Below are 22,053 nucleotides of genomic sequence, written 5' to 3'. Positions count from 1 at the left end.
GGTCACTTCATGATCCGTGCCATTCTGTTCTCCGGACTGCTTTGTGCCGCTGCGGGGGCTCAGGCGCAGGACAGTCAGACGTTCACTGCCTCCGGTGAGATTCTGCCCGGCGTGTGCAAGATCGCGTTCCCCGATGTCGACCTCGGCTCGCACCAGGCATCGCTGTTCACCGGCAGCTACGGCACGCCGTACGTCGATTTCAACGGCACCGTCAGCGACTGCGATCCCCTTGTGCTGCGCGTGGCGATGACCTTCGTCGGCAACGCCGATCCGAACAACGCGTCCCTGTTCCAGGGCGTTCCCGGGGTCGGGATCGAGCTGGTCCGTGCGGTCGGCGGGACCAACATACCGATCGCCCCCGGCGGGTCCACGCAGTTTGTGACTGCAGCGGGGGTGTACCCGTTCCGGGCCCGTTTCCTGCAGTCGGCCGCGTCCGTGTCGGCAGGACGGGTGACACGTCCTGTCACGGTCACTCTTTCCTACAACTGAGGATCTTGCGATGGCTCTGTATTCCGGCCGGCCGGCCGCCATGCTGCTGGTGTCCTGTCTGGGTGCGGCGAGCGGCGGCGCGGCCGCGCAGTCCACGGCCGATTTCCTGGTGACCGGGACCATCCTGCCGGGCGTGTGTCGGATCGCCATCGATGATGTCGATCTGGGGACCTACCGCGCCACACAGTTCACTGGCGCGTACGTCACGCCGTTCGTGCCGGTGAACGTTGTAGTGAGCCAGTGTGATCCGTTGGTGACCCGCGTGGCACTGCGCTTCGACGGCGCGACGGATGCAGCCGATACAAGCCTGTTCCAGGGTGTCGCCGGCATCGGGATCGAATTGCAGGAAACGGATTCGGGTCAGCGGGTGAGTCCCGGCATGACGGTACAACGTGCCACCGCCGCCGGGTCTCATCCGTTCCGGGCACGTTTTGCACAGAGCGCATCGACCGTAGCGGCCGGGCAGGCCAGCCGGCCGATCACCGTGACGATGACCTACAACTGATCGCACCTCATGCAGGGCCGGGCTCGCAGGGCAGTCGTGCCCGCACGCGCCGTCTATCGACACACGTGTCGTTTAAGACCAGTCCCATGGTTCCAAGGCCATGCCGACGGGAGCATTGACCTCGAGCAGGACGCATCGCGCGGCCACCCCGGCCGCAACGCGAGCACGTTATCCACTACGAGGAAAGTGCAATGAACAAGATCTATCGAATCGTCTGGAATCAGACGGCCCGCCGTTGGATGGTCGCGTCTGAACTGACCCGTGCACGCGGCAAGAGCACGGGTGGCCGTCGCGCCGTGCTGGCCGTCGCGCTCAGCCTGGCGGCGGGTACCGCGCTGGCCGGTGAGGCCTGCCGTACCGAGGATGGCCTGGCGGGCGAGCGCGACGCACAGGGGCTGTGCGCCGCGGCAAACAATGAACATGCTTCGGCACGCCAGATCGGCACGCTTGGCGGGCTTGACGGCGGCACCGCATCGGGCGCCGATTCGGTGGCGATTGGCCCCGGCTCGCAGTCGCTGGGTCCCCGGTCGGTCGCGATCGGCAATGGAACCATCGCCAATGGCACCGCCAACGTCACCATCGGTGACAGGTCCAGGACCGACGGGTTCAACTCCGTCGCGCTGGGCTACAACGCGGCTGCCACAGCGCACTACAGCCTGAGCTTGGGCGGCGGTTCCACTGCGACAGGCGTGCGCGCCACGGCGCTGGGTACTGACGCGGCCGCAACGGCCGATACCGCGACAGCCATCGGTGACCGCGCCAAGGCCGCTGCCGTCAACGCTGCCGCATTCGGCGAAAATGCCAATGCCGCCAGCGTGGCTGCCACCGCCCTGGGCACAGGCGCCACCGTGGAAGCAGGCGCAGACAATGGCGTGGCGGTAGGTTCGCAGGCACGCGTTGCCGCCTCTGCCGTCGATGCCGTGGCCATCGGCCGCGGTGCGGTCGCGGACCGGGCCAACACGCTGTCGGTTGGCGCGGCGGGTAGCGAGCGCCAGGTCGTCAACGTGGCGGCCGGAACCCAGAGCACTGACGCGGTCAACGTAGCCCAGCTGGCGTCCGCCGAGCAGGGGATCCGCGATGACATGGGGGTGATCAGTGACACCCTCGACGGCGCCGTGGTCTATGACGGGGCCGACAAGTCTGCCGTGACCTTTGGCGGTACGTCCGGCACGGTGCTGAAGAACGTGGCCGCCGGGGATGTCTCGGCGACCAGCACCGAGGCCGTCAACGGCAGCCAGCTGCATGCCACCAACGAACAGGTGGCGCAGAATGCGTCCGACATCGTCACCGTCGATGGTCGCGTCACCACCGTCGATGGCCGTGTGACCCAGCTCGTGGGCGACCTCAATGCGGGCAGCGTGGGACTGGTGCGCCAGGATGCCACCACCCGTGCGATCAGCGTGGCCGGCGCAACCGACGGCACCTCGGTGAGTTTCACCGGCACCGCCGGCGACCGTGTGCTTAGCGGCGTGGCCAATGGCACGGCTGCCCATGACGCAGTCAACGTGTCCCAGCTGGAATCCACCGAGCAGGGGATCCGCGATGACATGGGTCTGATCGGTGATGCCATCGACGGCGCCGTAGTCTACGACGGGGCCGACAAGTCCGCCGTGACCTTCGGCGGTACGTCCGGCACGGTGTTGAAGAACGTGGCCGCCGGGGATGTCTCGGCGACCAGCACCGAGGCCGTCAATGGCAGCCAGCTGCATGCCACCAACCAACAGGTGGCGCAGAATGCGTCCGACATCAGCACCGTCGATGGTCGCGTCACCACGGTCGATGGCCGTGTGACCCAGCTCGTGGGCGACCTCAATGCGGGCAGCGTGGGCCTGGTGCGCCAGGATGCCACCACCCGTGCGATCAGCGTGGCCGGCGCAACCGACGGCACCTCGGTGAGTTTCACCGGCACCGCCGGCGACCGTGTGCTTAGCGGCGTGGCCAATGGCACGGCTGCCCATGACGCAGTCAACGTGTCCCAGCTGGAATCCACCGAGCAGGGGATCCGCGATGACATGGGTCTGATCGGTGATGCCATCGACGGCGCCGTAGTCTACGACGGGGCCGACAAGTCCGCCGTGACCTTCGGCGGCACGTCCGGCACGGTGCTGAAGAACGTGGCCGCCGGGGATGTGTCGGCGACCAGCACCGAGGCCGTCAACGGCAGCCAGCTGCATGCCACCAACGAACAGGTGGCGCAGAATGCGTCCGACATCGTCACCGTCGATGGTCGCGTCACCACCGTCGATGGCCGTGTCACCCAGCTCGTGGGCGACCTCAATGCGGGCAGCGTGGGCCTGGTGCGCCAGGATGCCACCACCCGTGCGATCAGCGTGGCGGGTGCGACCGACGGCACCTCGGTGAGTTTCACCGGCACCGCCGGTGACCGCGTGCTCAGCGGCGTGGCCAACGGCACGGCCGCCCATGACGCGGTCAATGTGTCCCAGCTGGAATCCACCGAGCAGGGGATCCGCGATGACATGGGTCTGATCGGTGATGCCATCGACGGCGCCGTAGTCTACGACGGGGCCGACAAGTCCGCCGTGACCTTCGGCGGTACGTCCGGCACGGTGTTGAAGAACGTGGCCGCCGGGGATGTCTCGGCGACCAGCACCGAGGCCGTCAACGGCAGCCAGCTGCATGCCACCAATGAGCGCCTCGGGGTGACGGAAAACAGCATCAGCGTGCTGCAGGGGGATGTGGTGAACCTGGATACGCGTGTGACGACCAACGAGGGCGACATCAGCCATCTGAGCACGCAGGTCAACCAGCTCGCCGCCGGTGGCATCGGCCTGGTCACGCACGACGCCAGCACGGGCGTGGTCAGCGTGGCGGCTGGCCAGAATGGCCGCGTCGTCGACGTGGGCGGTACTGATGGCAACCGGGTCGTGACCCACGTGGCCGCTGGACGCCTGGCTGATGACAGCGACGATGCCGTCAACGGTTCACAGCTGAAGGCGACCAATGATCGCGTTGGCGCTGTCGAAGGTGACGTCGTCAACCTTGATGGCCGCGTCACCCTCAACGAGGGCAGCATCACGCGGCTGGATCAGCAGGTGACCAACCTCTCCAGCGGCGCGGCGGGCATCGTGCAGTATGACAGCACCGCCGGAACGATCAACGTGGGCAGCGCACAGGGCGGTGCCCGGGTCGACATGGCCGGCACCGAGGGCCCGCGTCGCGTCGGCGGCGTGGCCAACGGTACGGCGGATACCGATGCCGCCACCGTGGCCCAGCTCAAGGCCTCCGGCCTGGTGGACCCGAACGATGGCCGGGCACTGGGCGCCATTGTCTACGACGACATGTCGCTGGACCGTGCCACGCTGGGCGGTACGCAGGGCACCGTGATCGGCAATCTGGGCAACGGCCTGATCGCCGCTGGCAGCCGCGAAGCGATCAACGGCGGCCAGCTGTGGCAGGTCCAGGCGGACTGGGAAACCCGTTGGGCGGCGCTGGATGGCCGCGTGGGCGTGGTGGAGCAGCGCCTGGATGATGGCGCTGCCGGAAACCCTGGCACGGGCGGCCCTGGCACCTCGCCGGGCGCAGGCCAGGGATCGGTCGCCATCGGCGACAACAGCAAGGCAGAGGGCACGGGCGCCATCGGGATCGGCAGCGGTGCCGGTGCGATCGGCGAAGGCTCGGTGGCCATCGGTGACGGCGCGTCGTCAGCCAACCGCGACTCGGTCGCCATCGGTTCCGGCTCCACCACCGACCGCGACAACGAAGTGTCGGTCGGCTCGCCGGGACACGAGCGCGTGATCGGCAATGTGGCCGCCGGCACGCGGCCCACCGATGCCGTCAACCTGGGCCAGATGGAAGACCGCTTCCAGGCTGAGCGCGATTGGTCCAACAGCCGCTTCCAGGCCGTGGACAAGCGCATCGACCGGATGGGTGCGATCAGCGCGGCCTACGCCGGAATGGCGTTGAACACGGCAGGCCTCAGCGGTGACAACCGCGTCGGCGCCGGCGTCGGCGCGCAGAACGGCCGCACCGCCCTGGCCGTGGGCTACCAGCGCATCCTGGGCGAGAAGAAGAACGTGTCTGTATCGCTGGGTGGCGCGTTCAGCGGCAGCGATCAGAGCGTTTCGGCCGGTGCGGGCTTCAGCTGGTAACGCCCGCAATCCCCGCATGGACGCTGAAGGGCTGGCACGTGATGTGCCAGCCCTTCGTTTTTGTCAGGCGCTGCAGTTTTCACTGCACGGGGAGACGGTTCAGCTCGTTGCCGGCACAACGCCTGCCCGGCCTGGGAGCGCTGGCAAGGGCACGTGCGGCACCGGCAGCGGCATGGGCGCGGTTCTGGCGGCGGTGCTGCGGACGAACTGCCACGAATCGGCGCACATCTCGGCCACGCCACGCTGGGCCGACCACCCGAGCAGGCGCAGGGCACGCCGTGTATCGGCGTAATAGCACGCCACGTCGCCGGGCCGTCGTGCCGCCACCGTGTAGTCCAGCGCATGGCCGCACGCAACTGCATAGGCGTGGACGAGTTCGAGTACGGAAACACCCGCGCCCGTGCCGACGTTGGCCACCCGCAGTCCGGGCGCACGCAACGCCAGCCGTACGGCCGCCACGTGCGCCTCGGCCAGGTCCATCACGTGTACATAGTCGCGCACGCAGGTGCCATCCGGTGTCGGGTAATCATCGCCGAACACGCTGAGCAAGGGCGCGGCGCCACTGGCCACCCGCCCCAGGTAGGGCATCAGGTTCTCCGGAATGCCCAACGGCGATTCGCCCAGCCCGCCTCCCGGATGCGCGCCAACCGGATTGAAATAGCGCAGCGTGACCGCCGAGGCAAGCGGGTCCGCCCCGCAGACATCGCCCAGGATCAGCTCCACCATCATCTTGCTGCGCCCGTAGGCACTCTGCGGGCGCAGCGGATGGTTCTCCTGCAGCGGCAGCGCGTCCGGCTCGCCATAAACCGTGGCCGACGAGCTGAAGACGATGCACGGCGGTCCACACCGCGACATCGACGCCAGCAGCGCGAGCGTTCCGTTGACGTTGATGTCGTAGTACTTCAAGGGCGTGCGCACCGATTCACTGACCGACTTGACGCCCGCGAAATGGATGGCGGCGATGGGGCGGTAGCGGTCAACGATTGCATCGATCGCCGCTGCATCGCGCACGTCGGCCCATTCGAACGCCGGCCGCGTACCGCTGATGGCCGCGATGGCATCAAGCACGCCCTCATCGCTGTTGCTGAGATCATCCACCACCAGCACCTGATAGCCGGCGGCCTGCAGGCACACGCAGGTATGCGAGCCGATGTAGCCGGTGCCGCCGGTGACCAGGATCAGCGGAGCGGGGGTGGCACCGTCGGCGAGCGCGCTCATGTAGCCCCCGCCTTGCGCTGCGCCAGTGACGTGCGCACGTCCGTGGCGGCGCGCCGGCCGGCGAGGAAGGCGTGGTCGGAGTTGTAGTATTCCCATTCGCTGTAACGTCCGGCGAGCACCACGTCGTAGGTCAGCAGCCAGCTGCGGATGGTCTCCACGTTGGCCGCGCGGGCATGGTCATACAGCACGTACGCATAGGGCATGTCGACAATGGAGGCGGTCAGCACCGGATCGTCCGTGCGCATCATGCCCACGTCGATGCACTCGCGGATGCAGCGTTCGATCAGCGCATCGCCGTCCACTGGCAGCGGCTTGGTCGGTGAGTACGTGATCTCGCAGGTGAGCCCGAAGCCGCCCGGCGGGTTGTTGTGCGGGCTGGCATTTCCCTGCACGAAGATGCGATGGAAAATCGTGTCTTCCGGGTAGTAGATCCAATGCTTGTCGGTGAGGTGCTCGCGGCCGATGCCCAGGTTCACGCAGCGGACCGAGATGTGGCGCAGGCCCGCCGCGGCCTGGCGTACGCGTTCGGGCGCTTCATCGCCGATCAGCCGCACGAATTCCGGCAGCGGCAGGGTGCTCACCAGATGCTGCCAGCGCATGCGCTGGCCGTCGGAGAACGTCACCTGGCGACGTCGTACGGAGATGGCCGTGGCCGTCTTTTCCAGCGCCAGCCGGCCTTCCAGCAGCGGCAGGAAGCCATCCATCAGTGCCTGGAATCCACCGTGCAGCGGATAACCGAAGCGCGCGTTCGGGCCCACCGGTGCGGAGACCGGCTCGAGCGCGCCTTCGATCATCTCATCCAGGTTCGGCATGGGAACGCGGCCACCGAGCCAGGAGGTCTCCATTTCACGCAGGGGCACCGTCCACAGCTTGGTGTTGTATGGCACGGCGAAGTGCTTGGCCACACCGGCACCCCACACCTGGTAGATGAACTCCTCGAAGTTGGCCGGTGCGCCACGCCGCGCGAAGGGGGCGACCGACCCTGCCGGGGCGGCGTCCTTCGGATCGCCCGTGCCGGCCATGTCCGGCACGGCACCGTCCGCACAGCAGTCGCCGGAATCATTGGCGGCCTGTACGCCCAGCGTGCGCGGGCTGGCCGGAGCAGGCCTGGCGGACGCGGCCGAGGGCGGGGTGCCTCCGCCGTCGAGGGCACCGAAGCGGGCTTCGATCGCGCCGACCAGGCACTCTTTCAGGACTGCCGGCGGCAACCCGTACAGCGCACCCTGGAACGGATAGCGGGTGTGCACGCCTTTGCTGTAGACCCACGCCTCGCGGTTCTGCCAATGCAGGTTGTCGCCGAGCAGCGTCTGGTAGAGCGCAAGCACATCCGCATCATTGGAGAACATGATGTGGCCGGCATGGTCGAAGCGGAAGCCCTGGTCGTCCAGCGAGCGGCACCAGCCTCCGACGGTCTTCTCACGCTCGACCAGCACGCTGCCGGCACCGTAGTGGTAGGCAGCGGACAATCCGGTCGGTCCGGCACCGAGGATCAGGCACGGTACCGGCGGCTCTTCCATGCTCAACACCTGGTCACCTGCCAGGTAGGCCCTGGCGCGCGGATTGAGCCCGGCGGCCATCGCAGCGAGCACGTGACCGGCCATGGCAACGGCCGTCTGGTCCCAGGACGTGGCCGCGGTCAGCCGGTCCTGCACGGCGATCCGCTCATCGCGCGCGGCAGCGTCTTCCTGGAGTGCACGCTCACAGGCGTCGATGAAGGCGTCCACCGTCCCGGCGACCTGCACGCCGTCGGCATACAGGCGGATGACATCGCGCACCGGCGTGGACACCACCGGCTTGTGCGCAGCCATGTATTCAAGCGTCTTGGTGGGGCTGATGAAGGCGGTGGCGGCATTCATGGCGAAGGGCAGCAGGCATACGTCCCACTGCGCGATCAGTGCCGGAAGTTCGGTGTAGTCGCGTTGCCCCAGGTAATGAAGGTTCGCCGCACGGGGCAGGGTTGCCGGGTCGATCTTGACGACGGGCCCGACAAGCTCGACCTGCCACTCCGGATGCGCCCGGGCAAGCGCTTGGACCAGTTCCAGATCCAGGCGTTCGTCGATGACTCCGAAAAAGCCCAGCCGCGGCGCCGCAGTGCCGCCCGCAGCCAGCACCGGGCGCCGGCCCTGTGCGAAATGGGCGACATCCACGCTGCTCGGGAAGCACAGCACGTTGGGATTGCGCGGGGCCTTGGCGTCCTGCAGCGACGGCCCGCCGGTGAACACCACATCGGCCATGTCCAGCAGCGTACGTTCGCGATCCATCAGGCGTTCGGGGGCATTCTTGAACGCCCCGAGCTGGTCCATGCAGTCGTACACGACCGCATCGGGCGCCAGGTCCTGCACCAATGGCAGCGCCATCGGGGTGTACAGCCACACCGCCATGCCCGGCTCGCGGTGTTCGTCCAGCCAGGCATGCAACAGCGCGCTGAGGAGCGGGAACTGCGCGTCGGCGAACCCGGGCTCGTTGATGGGCGTATGCGCCCGCAGTACCGTCACCCCGATGCACGGATGCAGCACCTCCAGCCACGGAGCCTGGTCAGGCGCGTACACCGGCTCTTCGAAGAACACGACCGCGCAGCGCTGTCCGAGGCGCGACAGCAGATGCTGCGGGCGCTGGTAGACGAAATCCCAGCGGAGGTGGGAAAAGACGAGGAGTTGGTTCATGGTGGGATTTCCAGTGAGGAGGGGAGCGGGCGCGGCCAGCAGCCGGCGCGATTCAATGAGGGCCTGCGCGTAATCGCGCACGAGCCTGGGCGGCCTGAAAATGGCCTGCGGATCGATGTCCCACAGGCCGCTGCGGTGCCAGTGGGACGCGGTTTCCCAATCCGGTCGGTCCACGACCGGGTACAGGCAGATCCCTTCGACGACGATGCCGCGCTCGGCGGCCAGACGGACCTGGGCGGTGATCTCGCGCAGCCACGCGGCACGGCCTCCACCGACGTGGCTGGTTTCACTGAGGGTGATGGGAAGCTGATAGCGCTGCTGCACCTGGGCCAGCAGACGCGAGAGCGGAACGCGGTGGGGATCGGCGTGATGCCAGTGCAGCGGGCGGTGGCTGCCCGCTTCCCACTGATTGCCGTGGTAATAGTTGACGCCCACCAGGTCCACGCACCCGGAACCGCCACCCAGCTCCGGCCGCGACCTCCCGGTCAGCGCATCGAGTACCTCGAACTGGGCCTCCCGCCACGTCTTCGCCTCGGCACGCAGGACGGGGTCGCCCTGGGGCGCACTGACATGGATGAGCGGTTCCACCCACATCATCCGTGCGGCCGGGTCGATGCTCCGGTAGGCGCGGCACCCCGCCAGCGCGGCCTTGATCAGGCGCGTCTTCAGGCGCGGGGCGTCCGCACTGCGGTTCCCCGTGCCAGGCTGGAACAATCCGGTGTGGGTCGCTGCCCATGCCAGGAATGAAGCTTCATTGATGGGCGTGATGATTCGCGGTGCCGATGAGGGATACCGCTCCAGCGCCTGCGCGCAGGCCCTGCAGAAGCGCTCGAACCGGTGGATGAACGTGGCTTCATCGCCGTCCAGCAGATCCACGTCAGCGGGTACGCCGTAGTGCATCAGTGTCCAGCGGATCTGCAGGCCCTGGCGCTGCGCAGCCTGCATGCGGGCGTGCAGCGTGCTGAAATCAAAGCCTGCTGCCGTCTCGCACAGGCGCCAACCGATGCTTTCGCGCACCGCCGTGAAGCCCAGTCGGCGCAGGCGGCGATAATCCACATCAAGGCGCGCCAGGTGGCCGCTGTCGCGCACCATGTCCAGCGCGACACCCTGGCCGTTGATGTGGTCCGCGCCCTCGAAGCCGCCCACCCACCTCATGTACCAGCCCGCCTTGCGCGCATGGCGTGCACCGCATGCACCGGACATGTCACGGAAATCCACATCGGGAAGGCTCCTGCAACGCAGGGCGAGTGGTGCTGCGTGTGAGGAATCACCTGTTACGCGAACACACCTGCCGGCCCGGAAGTGGGCATCGTTCGGCGATCTGATGAGTCCACGCTACGCGCCTGGCCGTGAGGGCAGGCACCCTGTGGAGTGAGGGTCACGCGAGGGGTGCCCATACAGCTTGCACTGCGCATGAAGAATTCAGCGCCGCACGCGATGCCGCACCGTGTTCAACGGTCGCTGCGGGCGGCCAACTGTTCGCTGAGCAGACGGGTGAGCTTGCGCCGGGCGAACCAGCCCTGCTGCTGGCGTGCCTTGATGGTGCGGGCGAACAGGCGCCGCGCGCCGTCGTCCCGGTGCTCGATGCGATACGCACGCGAGGCACCACAGAGCTCTGCCTGGCTTGCTGTGACAGCAACCACCGTGACCTCCAGGCCGTCGAAGCGGGCCTCGGCCCGGATCGCGGGATTCTCGGTACAGGCGCGCTCGATGAGCGTGCGGAAGCGCCCCAGGTCGCGCTCGCCGCCACTGGTCAACGAGCCCACGTTGGTGGCGCGGCGGATGTCCTCGTCCTCAGGCGCCGGGTCAGGCGTGCGGTGCTCGGTGCGCTCGGGGATCACGGCACGCACCACGCGGCCATCGGGTTCGATGAGGTCGATCACCACGTCAAGCAGATAGACCGGTTCAAGCCCCAGGTTGGTGACGAAGCAGTGTGCCTCCAGGTCCCTGCCGGCGCCGGAGGTGATCAGGATCGAGGGCCGCTGCTGCCGGCGGTAACTGCGCAGGAACACGCTCAGGTAGACAATCCAGATCAGCGCGGTCACGCAGGTCATGGCGGCGGTGATCAGCGGCGCGTTGTGGAGCAGGGTGGGGAGCATCGTGTACCTGGTCGGGTGGGGCGTACGGCGGCACGCAGGGGCGCTGGCCCGCGCGTGCCAGCCGTCGGCATGATCCCGCGCGGTGCGCTTGGTCACCGTGAAGTGCCATCCGCAGCGCGGCCACGGCCAGGCCCGGGCGAAGTCACGGCGCGTGGACGAGTGATCTTGTATCCCTCCGCACACGTGCCCGCAGGAGAGCCCCGTGACCCCTCTGTTCGACCTTGGAATGCCTTGGTATGAGTTCGTGCTGCGCGCCAGCGTGGTCTATGTGGTGGTGCTTTCGCTGACCCGGCTCAGCGGCAAGCGGTCCATGGGCCAGTCCGCACCGTTCGACATGCTGGTGATCGTGCTGCTCGGCACCGCCGTCCAGAACTCGCTAATCGGGGAGGACACCTCGCTGCTGGGCGGCCTGATCCTTGCGGCAACGCTGCTCACGCTGAACTGGCTGGTCGGTTTCGTGACCGCCCGCAGCCGCCGTGCCCATGCCTGGGTCGAGGGTGCACCCGTCGTGCTGGTACGCGATGGCAAGGTGTTCTGGCAGCAGCTGCGCCACTGCAACGTGGCCCCGGAAGATCTGGACGTGGCCATGCGCGAATCCGGCTGCGACGGGCACCAGGACATCGCCCTGGCGATGCTGGAGACGTCGGGGAAGATCAGCGTGGACAAGCGCCGCGATGCCTGACGCGCCTTCCTGAACGGTACACCCGCAGCGCCCAGCGGCGGCTTCGGTTTTCCCGCGAGGGGCCGCTATCCAACATTGGAACTCCCTCGACCGGTCGCCCTGCGGCGCTGCCGGGCGGGGCGGGCCATTGTCCCCTGGAGCGCTGAACCTTGTTCGATCCCCGCAACTTCCAGCATCTGCTCCAGTCCAGTCCCCTGCCGATGTGGGTGTACGACGTCGCCACACTGCGCTTCGTCTGGGCCAACCCCGCGGCGATGGCGCGTTACGGGCACACGCTGGAGGGCTTCCAGCAGATGACCATCCTCGACATCCGGCCGCCGGAGGATTGCGTGGAAGTGGCCCGCCTGACGCGCTGCAGGCAGCGCGATGCCGCCAACCAGCCGCGTGTGTGGCGGCACATCGACAGTGCAGGTGCCCAGTTGGAGGTGCGCGTGACCACGGTCGACCTGCTGCCTGCCGGCTGCGGACTGCGGTTGGCGCTGGTGGAGGACGTCACTTCGTTCACCACGTTGACCAAGACCCTGGCGTACATGGCGCGACACGATGCGGGCACGGGCCTGCTCAGTGCGCAGGCGCTGGCCGAGACGCTGGACGACGGCGGGCTGGCGCCTGGCTATTCGCTCGCTTTCCTGCGCCTGCAGGGGCTGACCGAGCTCGCCGACCTGTATGGCAACAGCGTGTCCCGGGAGGTTGCCCGTGCGGTCGTGGCGGCATTGCAGCCGCTGCTGCCGGGAGGGCTGTGGGGTTTCAAAGCCCCCAATGCCATCCTGCTGGCGCACGCTGACCTGCCGGCGGTGGAAGCGTTCGTGGCAGAAGCGGCGCAGCTGCTGGAGCTTCCCGTGATGGCCGAAGGCGCGCAGTGGCAGCTTGCGCTGCACACGGGTGTTGCCCGGTATCCGCAGGATGGCCACGAGGCGGAGCAGGTGCTCGCCTGCGCCGCGCTGGCCGCCCGCTCGCGCGGCAGCGAGAGCGATCCGGCGCAGCCGACGCGCTACGAGGCCTCGCTCGGCGAGCACTCGCGGCGCCGCCGCCGGATGGCGGTCGAGCTGCGGCGTGCCATCCGCGAAGGCGCGCTGCAGGTGCACTTCCAGCCCATCGTCCCGGCATCGACCGACCCCGGTGGCACGCCGATGCGCAAGTTCGAAGCACTGTCACGCTGGCAGCTCGACGGCGAACCCGTATCGCCTGCCGAGTTCATTCCCATCGTGGAAAGCGCCGGCCTCAGCGGCGCGCTGCTGCGGCTGGTCATCGCGCGCGCGTGCGAAGCGATCGTTGCGCTGCGCGGCCAGGGCACCGACTGCACGGTGACCGTCAACGTGCCCGCCGTGGCCTCGGTCATGCGTGACCTGCCCGATGACCTGCGTGACCTGTGTGCCGCCCATGGCGTAGCGCCGTCATCCATCGGAATCGAGATCACCGAATCCACCTTCTTCGACGACGATGGCAGCTGGCGCGCGCCCTTCACACGGCTGCGCGAGATGGGCGTGCAGGTGGCCATCGATGATTTCGGCACCGGCTTCAACTCCTTGGTCTGCCTGGAACGGCTGCCGGCCGATGTCATCAAACTGGACCGCACGTTCATCGCGCAGATCTTCTCCAGCAGGCGGCAGGCGCGGATCTGCGCCGCGCTCATCGGCCTGGCCCACGAGCTGGGGCTGAGCGTGGTGGCCGAGGGCGTGGAGGAGGAGGCGCAGCGCGCATGGCTCTGCGAGCAGGGCTGCGACGAGCTGCAGGGCTACCTGCTCGGCCGGCCTGCGCCGCTGGCTCACCTGTTGCAGCCGGCAGCGTGGACAGCGGGCAGGGTGGCGTGACACGTTCGGCGACCGTTCTCTGACTCGACAGCAAGCCTGCATCCCGGCCCTGGCCTGCCGCAGGCGGCGTGCTGCAACCCCGCCCAGAATAGGCCTCGTCCGATACGTCTGACGCATCTGCCCACCTAGCATTCTCTCCGTGGAAACGGCTTCGGCCCTCCCTCGACCTTGTCGACCCATCGGCCCCCGCGGCCACGGAGAAAATCATGAACTGCATCTACCGCATCGTCTGGAACGCAGCCATCGGCAAGTGGGTGGTGGCCTCTGAACTGGCGACCGGCCGCCGCAAGAAGGCTGCTGGCGCCCGCACCCTGAGCCGCCTGGCCGCCCTCGGCCTGCTGGCGCTGAGCCTGCCGTCGTTCGCCAGTGACGCTGAAGCCCCGGCACGCTGCGAGCGCGCCGATGGCGTACAGGGCGTGATCAACGCCTCGGGCGACTGCGTGCCCCAGGCCGACGTGGCGGCGGATGCGCGTCCGCAGGCGCGCACCATCGGCACGCAGGCCGTGGTCGACGACCGGTATGTGAAGATCAATGCCAGCGGCGCGGCAGCCAGCGCGGACGGCATCGGATCGATCGCCATCGGCGGCAATGCCCAGGCCCTGGCCGATACCAGTGGCGGCATGAGCAACGCCGTGTCCGTCGGCACCAATGCCACCACCCGCGGCGACAATGCCGTGGCCATCGGCTATGGGGCGCGCGCCACGAGCCAGAGTGACAAGGGCGTCGCCGGATCGGTCGCGCTGGGCGGCAACAGCAGCGCCCTCGGCTGGAACGCTACGGCGGTGGGTTTCAACGCGGCAGCGGCCGGCGACGGTGCAGTTGCCCTGGGCCGTGGTGCGGGCGGCACCGCCGACGCCACGGTCGCCCTCGGTGACTCGGCCAACGCCTCGGCCGAGGGCGCCATGGCGCTGGGTGGCTCCACGTCGGCCAGTGCCAGCGGCGCGGTGGCGCTGGGCCGCGGTGCCTCGGCGACCCGGGCCGATACGGTCTCGGTTGGCAACTCGACCCTGCGCCGCAAGGTGGTCAACGTGGCCGCAGGCACGCAGGCCAACGACGCCGTCATCGTGCAGCAGCTGCGCGCGAGCGTGCAGACGCTGGGCGGCGGTGCCACGGTAGCCGCCAATGGAAGCATCACCGGGCCGGTCTACAGCATGAACGACGGCAGCACCCAGACCACGGTGGAAGGCGCACTGACGTCCATCGACAACGGCCTGACGCAGAGCCGCACCACCCTGAGCCGGCTCACCACCGACATCGATGCGGGCCGCATCGGCCTGGTGCAGCAGGCCGCAGCAGGCGCCGATCTCACCGTCGGTGCGGGCACCGATGGCGGCGCGGTGGACTTCACCGGCACCGCAGGCACGCGCCGCCTGGCCGGCGTGGCAGCGGCCACCGCCGACGACGAGGCCGTCAACCTGGCGCAGCTCAAGGGCACGGCCCAGTCGGTTGCCAGCGCCCTGGGTGGCGGTGCGCGCGTTGCTGCCGATGGCACGGTCATCGCGCCGTCGTACGCCATTGGCGGCACCACCTACCGCGATGCGGGCTCGGCGCTCACCGATCTGGACGGTCGCGTGACCGGCAATGCCCAGGACCTGAGCGACATCCGCGACGCGCTCGACGAGGGCAGCCGCTATTTCAAGGCCAACGGGTCCGGCGTCAATGACGAGGCGAGCGCCTCCGGTGACCGTGCCATCGCCGTGGGCAGTGGTGCCCGTGCAACGGCCGCGCAGGGCCTGGCGATCGGCTCCGGAGCACGTGCCGGCACCGGTGAGAATGCCATCGCCATCGGCGCCAACGCCAACGCCACCGGCGCCAACTCCATCGCATTGGGTGCGCAAGCCACTGCCGACCGCGACAACGTGGTCTCGGTGGGCTGGGGCATGGGCGGCAATGGCACGCGGCAGATCATCAACGTCGCCAACGGGACCGAGGCCACTGACGTGGTCAACGTGCAGCAGCTGAAGCCGGTGGTTGCCGGGCTCGGCGGCGGTGCCGCCCACGATGCCACCACCGGTGCGGTGACCGGCCCGCGCTACAGCGTGCAGGGCGGGCAGTTCGACAACGTGGGCGATGCGCTGGGCCAGCTCGATGGCTCGCTGACCTCGCTCGATGCCACCGTGACCCGTCACGAGGGCAGCCTGGTCAGCCTCCGCGAGGACCTGCTGCAGCTGGGCGAAGGCAGCGCCGGGCTGGTCCGCCAAGCCACGCCGGATGCCGCGGTCACGGTGGCCGCAGGCACCGGGGGCACCGCCGTGGACGTCCGCGGCACCGATGGCATGCGCCAGCTCAAGGGCGTGGCTGACGGCAGCGAAGACAACGATGCGGTCAACGTGGGCCAGCTGGCGACCGCTGTCGAAGCGGTGCGCGCCGGAGGCAACCGCTACCTCAGCGTGCAGGGTGCCAATGACGGCAGCGACGATGCACAGGCAGGCGGCATGCAGGCCGTGGCGGTCGGCGCCGGTGCCCGGGCCGATGGCCAGGCAAGCGTGGCACTGGGGCAGGGCGCCCAGGCCGTGGCAGACAACAGCGTGGCCCTGGGCGCCGGCTCGATCGCCGATCGCGCCAACACTGTGGCCATCGGTGCGGCCGGCAGCGAACGCCAGCTCACCCATGTAGCCGACGGTACCGAAGATACCGATGCGGTGAACCTTCGCCAGCTCAAGGCCGCCGGGCTGGTCGCGGACGACGGCAGCCTGCTCGATGCGGTGACCTACGATTCGGGCAGCAACCGCGGCGCGGTGACCTTCGGCGGGACCAACGGTACCGTGCTGGGCAACGTCGCCGACGGCCGCATCGCCAGCGGCAGCCGCGAGGCCGTCAATGGTGGCCAGATCGCCACGTTGCGCGACGAACTGCAGGGGCGGATCGGCGATCTGGACGCGCGCGTGACGGGCCTGGAGTCCGGTGCGGGAACGCCCGGCGCCGGGGCCGGGGCGGGCCAGAATCCGCCGTACTACGACGCCAAGCCCCAGCCGGGCGAGGCAGACGGCGAGCAGCCGGCGCAGGCTGCCGGCCATGGCGCCGTCGCCGCAGGTGCCGGTGCACAGGCCACTGCTGACAACAGCGTGGCGCTGGGGGCAGGCTCGGTGGCCGATCGCGAGAACACCGTGGCGGTGGGCCACGAGGGCGGCGAGCGTCAGATCACTCATGTGGCAGCCGGCGTGCAGGCCACGGATGCAGCGAACGTGGGGCAGCTGCAGCAAGGTATCAGCGACGCCAAGGGCTACACCGATGAGCGCGTGCAGGATGCGTGGAATGGGCTGGAGCAGCGCCTGAACCGCGTCAATCGCCAGGCCAACCGGGGGATCGCCGCGTCTGCTGCCCTGGCGCCGATGACGCCCTACCTGCCGGGCAAGACGACCCTCAATGCCAACATCGCCAACTACCGCAGTGAAACCGCGATGGGCGTCGGTGTCTCGCGCTGGAGCGACGACGGGCGCCTCAACGTCAACGGGGGCGCCTCGATGGCCCGCGGCGACAAGCCGATCTTCCGCATGGGCGTCGGCGTGGTCCTTGGCGACTGATTCGGACCGGCGGGCTGCGCCGGACCGGGCAGGACCGGTCTGGAAAGCGGCGACCGTCTGGTCCAGAGCCCTGATTTCCAGATCCTTTGTACGCGGCGCAGGCGGACCGGTTCCAGACCCGTCCTATACGCCGACGAGGCGCGGCTGCCTAGCATTCACTCATCACCTGTGTGTCGCAGTCACCCCTTGACTTGACGCTCTGCGCGAATGGAGACAACCCATGAACTGCATCTACCGCATCATCTGGAATGCTGCCATCGGCAAGTGGGTGGTGGCGTCCGAGCTGGCCACACGCCGCCAGCGGACCCGCCGCGGCCGCGCGCTCGCCGTCGTCGGTCTTGCGATGCTCAGCAGCAGCGCCCTGGCCCGCGATATCAGCGAACAGCTGTGCGTCGCGGCAGAAGGCGCTCCCTCGTGTGTCGCCGACTCCGCTGCCGCATGGGGCATCCAGGCCGCCGCGGACACGACCTACTTCGCGGTCTCGGCCGGCGCCAATCCGACGGACGCCGCCGTCAGCGGGAGCAACATGACGGCCATTGGCAGCAATGCGCAGTCTGGCCCGACGTCCGGTGGGTACAACAACTATACCGTGACGCTCGGCGCCAACGCCTACGGGCGCGGCAGCAACGCACTGGCCATCGGCTACGGCGCCAGCGCCGACAGCCAGAACGGCAGCGGCACCAGCGGCGCCACGGCGTTGGGCGCGTCCTCGCGCGCCCTCTGGAACGGGACGGCGGTGGGCTTCCAGACCGATGCCACCGGCATCGTCGTGACCGCCCTCGGCGCGGCCGCCAGCGCAACCGGCGAACGCGCCGCGGCGCTGGGTCGCAATGCCTCAGCCAGCGGGCGCTACGGCATCGCGCTGGGCAATGGGGCCCGGGCCACCCATACCAACAGCGTAGCGATCGGCGATGGCTCGGTCAGCCGGGCCAACGACACGGTGTCGGTCGGCTCCACCACGCGCCTGCGCCAGGTCGTCAACATGGCCGACGGCAACTGGGACTTCGATGCCGTCAACCTGCAGCAGCTCGGCGGGGGGCTCGATGCATTAGGCGGCGGCGCCGCGCTCGATGCCGCTGGAAGGGTCGTGGGCCCTACCTACAGCCTCGCCAATGGCGGCGCACAGACCACCGTAGGTGACGCGTTGAGCGCGCTGGACGGCGGCGTGTCGCGCCTGGATGCCGCCATCGACGATGTCGCCGTCCGGTTCGGCGCAGGCTCGATGGGCCTGATGCAGCAGGCAGCCAGCGGCGACGCCCTGCGTGCCGGTGCGCAGCAGGATGGCGCGGTGGTGCGCTTGGCAGGCACCCTCGGCGCCCGCCGCCTGCGGGGCATGGCCGCAGGCACTGCGGACACCGATGCGGTCACGTTCGCGCAGCTCAAGGGCAATGCGCAGTCAGTGGCCGATGCCCTCGGCGGCGGCGCCCAGGCAACGGCGTCCGCCGTGGTGGACGCACCGTCGTATGCCATAGATGGCACCACGCACGCGACCCTGGGCGATGCGCTGCAGGCACTGGACGGACGCGTTGCCGGCCAGCGCGAGGCGATGGAAGATCTCAAGCAGGACGGCGCGACGCAGCAGCGCTACTTCCAGGCCAGCGGCACCGGCAGCGATGCGGCTGAACTGCACGGCATCCGGGGCGTGGCCATGGGCAGCAACGCCGAGGCCGGTGCGGACATGTCGGTTGCGATCGGCGCCGATGCGAGCGCGGCCGGGGAGCAGTCGATCGCCCTCGGCGCGGGCGCCAATGCCAGCGGCGACAACGCGATCGCGCTGGGGGCAGGTGCCACGGCGGCCCGCGATCAGGTGCTGTCGGTGGGTAACGATAGCGTGCGGCGCCAGATCATCCAGGTCGCAGCGGGTACCCAGGCCGCTGATGCTGTCACGCTGGGCCAGCTGCAGGCAACGCTGGCTGCGCTGGGCGGCGGTGCGCACGTCGATACGGCGACCGGGCAGATCATCGGCCCGCAGTACGACGTGCAGGGCAGCCATTACCAGGATGCGGGCAGCGCACTGGGGGCGGCCGATGCCAGCCTGCTTGCCGTCGACGGCCGCGTGCGCGTCAATGAGGGCGACATCGTCGAGCTCCAGCGGCAGCTGGGCGAATGGGAAGACGGCCAGGTGGGCCTGGTGCAGCAGGCCAGCCCCCGGGCCGACGTCACCGTAGCGGCGGACCGCGCGGGTCGGGCGGTCGATGTCACCGGCACCGACGGCGCCCGCCAGCTGAAAGGCGTCGCCGATGGCGCGCAGGCCAACGACGCGGTGACGCTTGCCCAGATGAGCAGGGCCCTGCAGGGGGCGCAGCCGGAAGCCGCACGCTATCTGAAGGTGAACGGCGCGGCCGACGGTACCGACGATGCCTCCGCACAGGGCGTGGGCGCAATGGCGTTGGGCGCTGCGGCACAGGCCGATGCCAGCGGGGCGACCGCGCTGGGCCACGCCGCACGCGGCAACGGCGGGAACAGTGTGGCGCTGGGTGCCGGTGCAGCGGCCGATCGGGACAACAGTGTGTCGGTGGGTTCGGCCGGCGCCGAGCGACAGGTGGTTCACGTGGCCGACGCCACCGCCGACACCGATGGCGTGAACCTGCGCCAGCTGAAGAACGCCGGCCTGGTCGGCGGCGCGGGCGCGGTCAATGATGGCATCACTTACACCGCCGGCAGCCTGCGCGGTTCGGTCATGTTCGCCGGGGCGAACGGCACCCTGCTGGGCAACGTGGCCGATGGCCGCATCGCCGGCGGCAGCCGCGAGGCGGTCAACGGCGGTCAGCTCGCCGCGCTGCGCGAGCAGTTCGAGGGTCAGCTGGGCGGACTGGACGCACGCGTCGACCCCCTCCAGGGAGCGGGGCAGGGCGGTGGCGGCGGCGCGGACACGGCCCCGCCGTACTACGACGCCAGTGCCGATACCGCCTTCGTCGGCGACGGTGCAGCGGCTGACGCGAGGGGCGAAGGCGCCGTGGCCGCAGGCGCTGGCGCCCAGGCCGATGCGGACAATTCCGTCGCGCTGGGCGCTGGCTCGGTGGCTGACCAGGCCGACACGGTGTCGGTCGGCTCGGTCGGTGGCGAGCGCCAGCTGACCCATGTGGCCGCAGGCCTGTACGAGAACGATGCAGTCAACGTGGGCCAGCTGCGTGAGGCGATGGCGGACGTGAACAGCTATACCGACCAGCGCGTGGAGGCGATGGTGGACAGCCTGGAAGGCGAGATGGGCAGCGTCCAGCGCCAGGTCAACCGGGGTATCGCGGCGGCGGCCGCGCTGACCCAGGTCACGCCGAACCTTCCCGGCAAGGTCACCCTCAATGCCGGCGTGGCCACCTACCGGGGCGAGTCCGCCTTCGGTGTCGGCCTGTCCCGCTGGAGCCGCAGCGGCCGCTACAACGTCAACGCCGGCGTCTCCGCCGCACGGGGCGACCAGCCGCTGTTCAACGTGGGCTTCGGCATCGCGTTCGACTGATCGACGCGCACTGCGCAGACGCAGAGGCAGGGACGCCTCTGACGCCTGTCCAGCCCGCTGCCCGCATTCATCGCTGCGCGCCGCGCGCCGCGCGCCAGCCGCTACTGGCAACGAAATCGAACAGGCCCACCAGCAGCAACGAGGCACCGACCAGCGGGAAGACCACCCCGCCGACGCACAACAGCGCGAAGACGACGGCGACCTCACGGCGGCGGGGCGGCAAGGGCGGCACGCCGAGCCCACCCGCCGGACGCCGCTTCCACCACATCACCGCGCCACTGGCACACAGCACCAGGATCAGCACGCAGCCCACGATCAGCAGTACCCGATTGATCGTGCCGTACTCCTGGCCCAGGTGCACATTGATGCCCCATTCCAGCCCGCGCCCCAGCGGCCCATAGTCCGCATGCCGCATGTCCAGCAGCGGCCGTCCGCTGTACTGGTCCAGGTGCACCACACGCTGCAACGCCAGCTGCTCCGGATACACCGATCCGGTGTACACCCCGCGCGTCCCGCGCGGCAGGGCCACGCTGTATCCGGGCGCCAGACCCAGCGCGTTGAACCGCGCCACCGCCGCATCGATCCCGATCGCACCGGGCTGCGGGGCAACATCCCCGAGCCCGCCGCCCCCGTGACCTGCATGGGGGGTCGGGCCGGCCGCCGCGACGGGGTGCGCATGCGGCGGGGTGGACACCGGCACCTGCGCCTGCTCCAGCGACCAGGACGGTGGGCTGGTATCGGCCAGCCGCTGCGTGGACATCGGCACGTCCACGCGCACGCCCGCGGGGTAGCCATAGTCATGGCCGTTGACCAACCGGTTGACCTGGCTGCCCCAGAACACCGACCACGGCATGCCGGTGAGCGCGAGGAACAGCAGCACAACGCCCACCCACGCGCCCACCACCGCATGCAGGTCGCGCCAGAACAGCCGCTGGCCCGGGCGTCCGCGTATGCTGCAGACACCGCCCTTCCGGCCACGCGGCCACCACAGGTAGAGACCGGTGAGCACCAGCAGGATCGCCCATCCTGCGGCGATCTCGATCAACGCCCGGGCGTAGTCGCCGAGCACATCGAGACTGTGGAGGCGCCGGACAGTACCGGAGAACGTCCCTTTTTCCGGCAGATGGCCCAGCACGCGACCCGAGCCGGGGTCGATGTAATAGCTGGTGCGGCGTCCGTCCTGTTCCAGGACGCCGATCTCCGCGCTGGCGTCATCGCGGTCGGGCAGGGTGTAGCGGAACACGCTGCCGCCCGTCAGCGCCCTCACCGCCGCCAGCTGGGTGCTGACCGGCACCGCCCCGGCAACGGAGGGTGTGACGACCTTCAGTTCGTGGTGCACCCAGCGATCGATCGGCTTCTGGTACACGTACACCGCGCCGGTCAGCGCCAGCCACGCAATGAACGGCAGCACCAGCAGGCCTGCATAGAAATGCCATCGCCAGACGGCCCGGTAGACGCTCCAGCGTTGCCCCGTGCGTGGCAGGTCCGTGGTGTCCATG

Annotated in this window: 11 protein-coding genes; 7 read left to right on the top strand and 4 right to left on the bottom strand. The window is 69.2% G+C overall.

The window, feature by feature from the left end; translation table 11 throughout:
• The first annotated feature begins 9 nt into the window (after positions 1 to 9).
• The 3 genes from FHY09_RS12020 to FHY09_RS12010 all read left to right on the top strand — a co-directional run bounded on the left by FHY09_RS12020 (position 10) and on the right by FHY09_RS12010 (position 5,103).
• On the top strand, positions 10 to 489 hold the full coding sequence (locus FHY09_RS12020; protein ID WP_166927114.1) for a fimbrial protein: 480 nt from the start codon (positions 10 to 12) through the stop codon (positions 487 to 489).
• Between the two features lie 10 nt (positions 490 to 499).
• Positions 500 to 994 (top strand): fimbrial protein, encoded by a 495-nt coding sequence (locus FHY09_RS12015; RefSeq protein ID WP_166927113.1) that lies wholly within the window; start codon positions 500 to 502, stop codon positions 992 to 994.
• 191 nt (positions 995 to 1,185) lie between these two features.
• Positions 1,186 to 5,103: an ESPR-type extended signal peptide-containing protein gene (locus FHY09_RS12010; protein ID WP_166927112.1), complete on the top strand. Its 3,918-nt coding sequence runs from the start codon at positions 1,186 to 1,188 to the stop codon at positions 5,101 to 5,103.
• Between the two features lie 99 nt (positions 5,104 to 5,202).
• On the opposite strand, the gene galE is transcribed toward FHY09_RS12010, so the two are convergent.
• From galE to FHY09_RS11995, 3 genes are all read right to left on the bottom strand, one after another.
• Positions 5,203 to 6,321 (bottom strand): UDP-glucose 4-epimerase GalE, encoded by a 1,119-nt coding sequence (galE, locus tag FHY09_RS12005; protein WP_166927111.1) that lies wholly within the window; start codon positions 6,319 to 6,321, stop codon positions 5,203 to 5,205.
• Positions 6,318 to 10,187 (bottom strand): family 1 glycosylhydrolase, encoded by a 3,870-nt coding sequence (locus FHY09_RS12000; protein ID WP_208407815.1) that lies wholly within the window; start codon positions 10,185 to 10,187, stop codon positions 6,318 to 6,320. The genes galE and FHY09_RS12000 overlap by 4 nt, the downstream gene beginning before the upstream one ends.
• A 248-nt stretch (positions 10,188 to 10,435) precedes the next feature.
• Entirely contained in the window at positions 10,436 to 11,083 is a 648-nt protein-coding gene (locus FHY09_RS11995; protein ID WP_166927110.1) for a hypothetical protein, read from the bottom strand.
• Positions 11,084 to 11,285: 202 nt separating this feature from the next.
• Between FHY09_RS11995 and FHY09_RS11990 the strand changes: the two genes are divergently transcribed.
• The 4 genes from FHY09_RS11990 (at position 11,286) to FHY09_RS11975 (ending at position 20,554) form a co-directional block, all read left to right on the top strand.
• The gene (locus FHY09_RS11990) at positions 11,286 to 11,765 is read left to right on the top strand and encodes a YetF domain-containing protein (protein WP_166927109.1); all 480 of its coding nucleotides are present in this window, start codon (positions 11,286 to 11,288) and stop codon (positions 11,763 to 11,765) included.
• A 149-nt stretch (positions 11,766 to 11,914) separates the two neighbouring features.
• A complete protein-coding gene (locus FHY09_RS11985; protein ID WP_166927108.1) occupies positions 11,915 to 13,576 on the top strand; it encodes a bifunctional diguanylate cyclase/phosphodiesterase in 1,662 nt (553 codons plus the stop codon).
• A gap of 206 nt (positions 13,577 to 13,782) precedes the next feature.
• A complete protein-coding gene (locus tag FHY09_RS11980) occupies positions 13,783 to 17,100 on the top strand; it encodes an ESPR-type extended signal peptide-containing protein (protein ID WP_166927107.1) in 3,318 nt (1,105 codons plus the stop codon).
• Between the two features lie 220 nt (positions 17,101 to 17,320).
• Positions 17,321 to 20,554: a YadA-like family protein gene (locus FHY09_RS11975; RefSeq protein WP_166927106.1), complete on the top strand. Its 3,234-nt coding sequence runs from the start codon at positions 17,321 to 17,323 to the stop codon at positions 20,552 to 20,554.
• Positions 20,555 to 20,621: 67 nt separating this feature from the next.
• On the opposite strand, the gene FHY09_RS11970 is transcribed toward FHY09_RS11975, so the two are convergent.
• Positions 20,622 to 22,052: a PepSY-associated TM helix domain-containing protein gene (locus FHY09_RS11970; protein WP_166927105.1), complete on the bottom strand. Its 1,431-nt coding sequence runs from the start codon at positions 22,050 to 22,052 to the stop codon at positions 20,622 to 20,624.
• Position 22,053 lies beyond the last annotated feature (1 nt).

The sequence above is a fragment of the Xanthomonas sp. 60 genome, from assembly GCF_011761925.1.
This window is presented reverse-complemented; position numbering and strand designations above follow the sequence as displayed.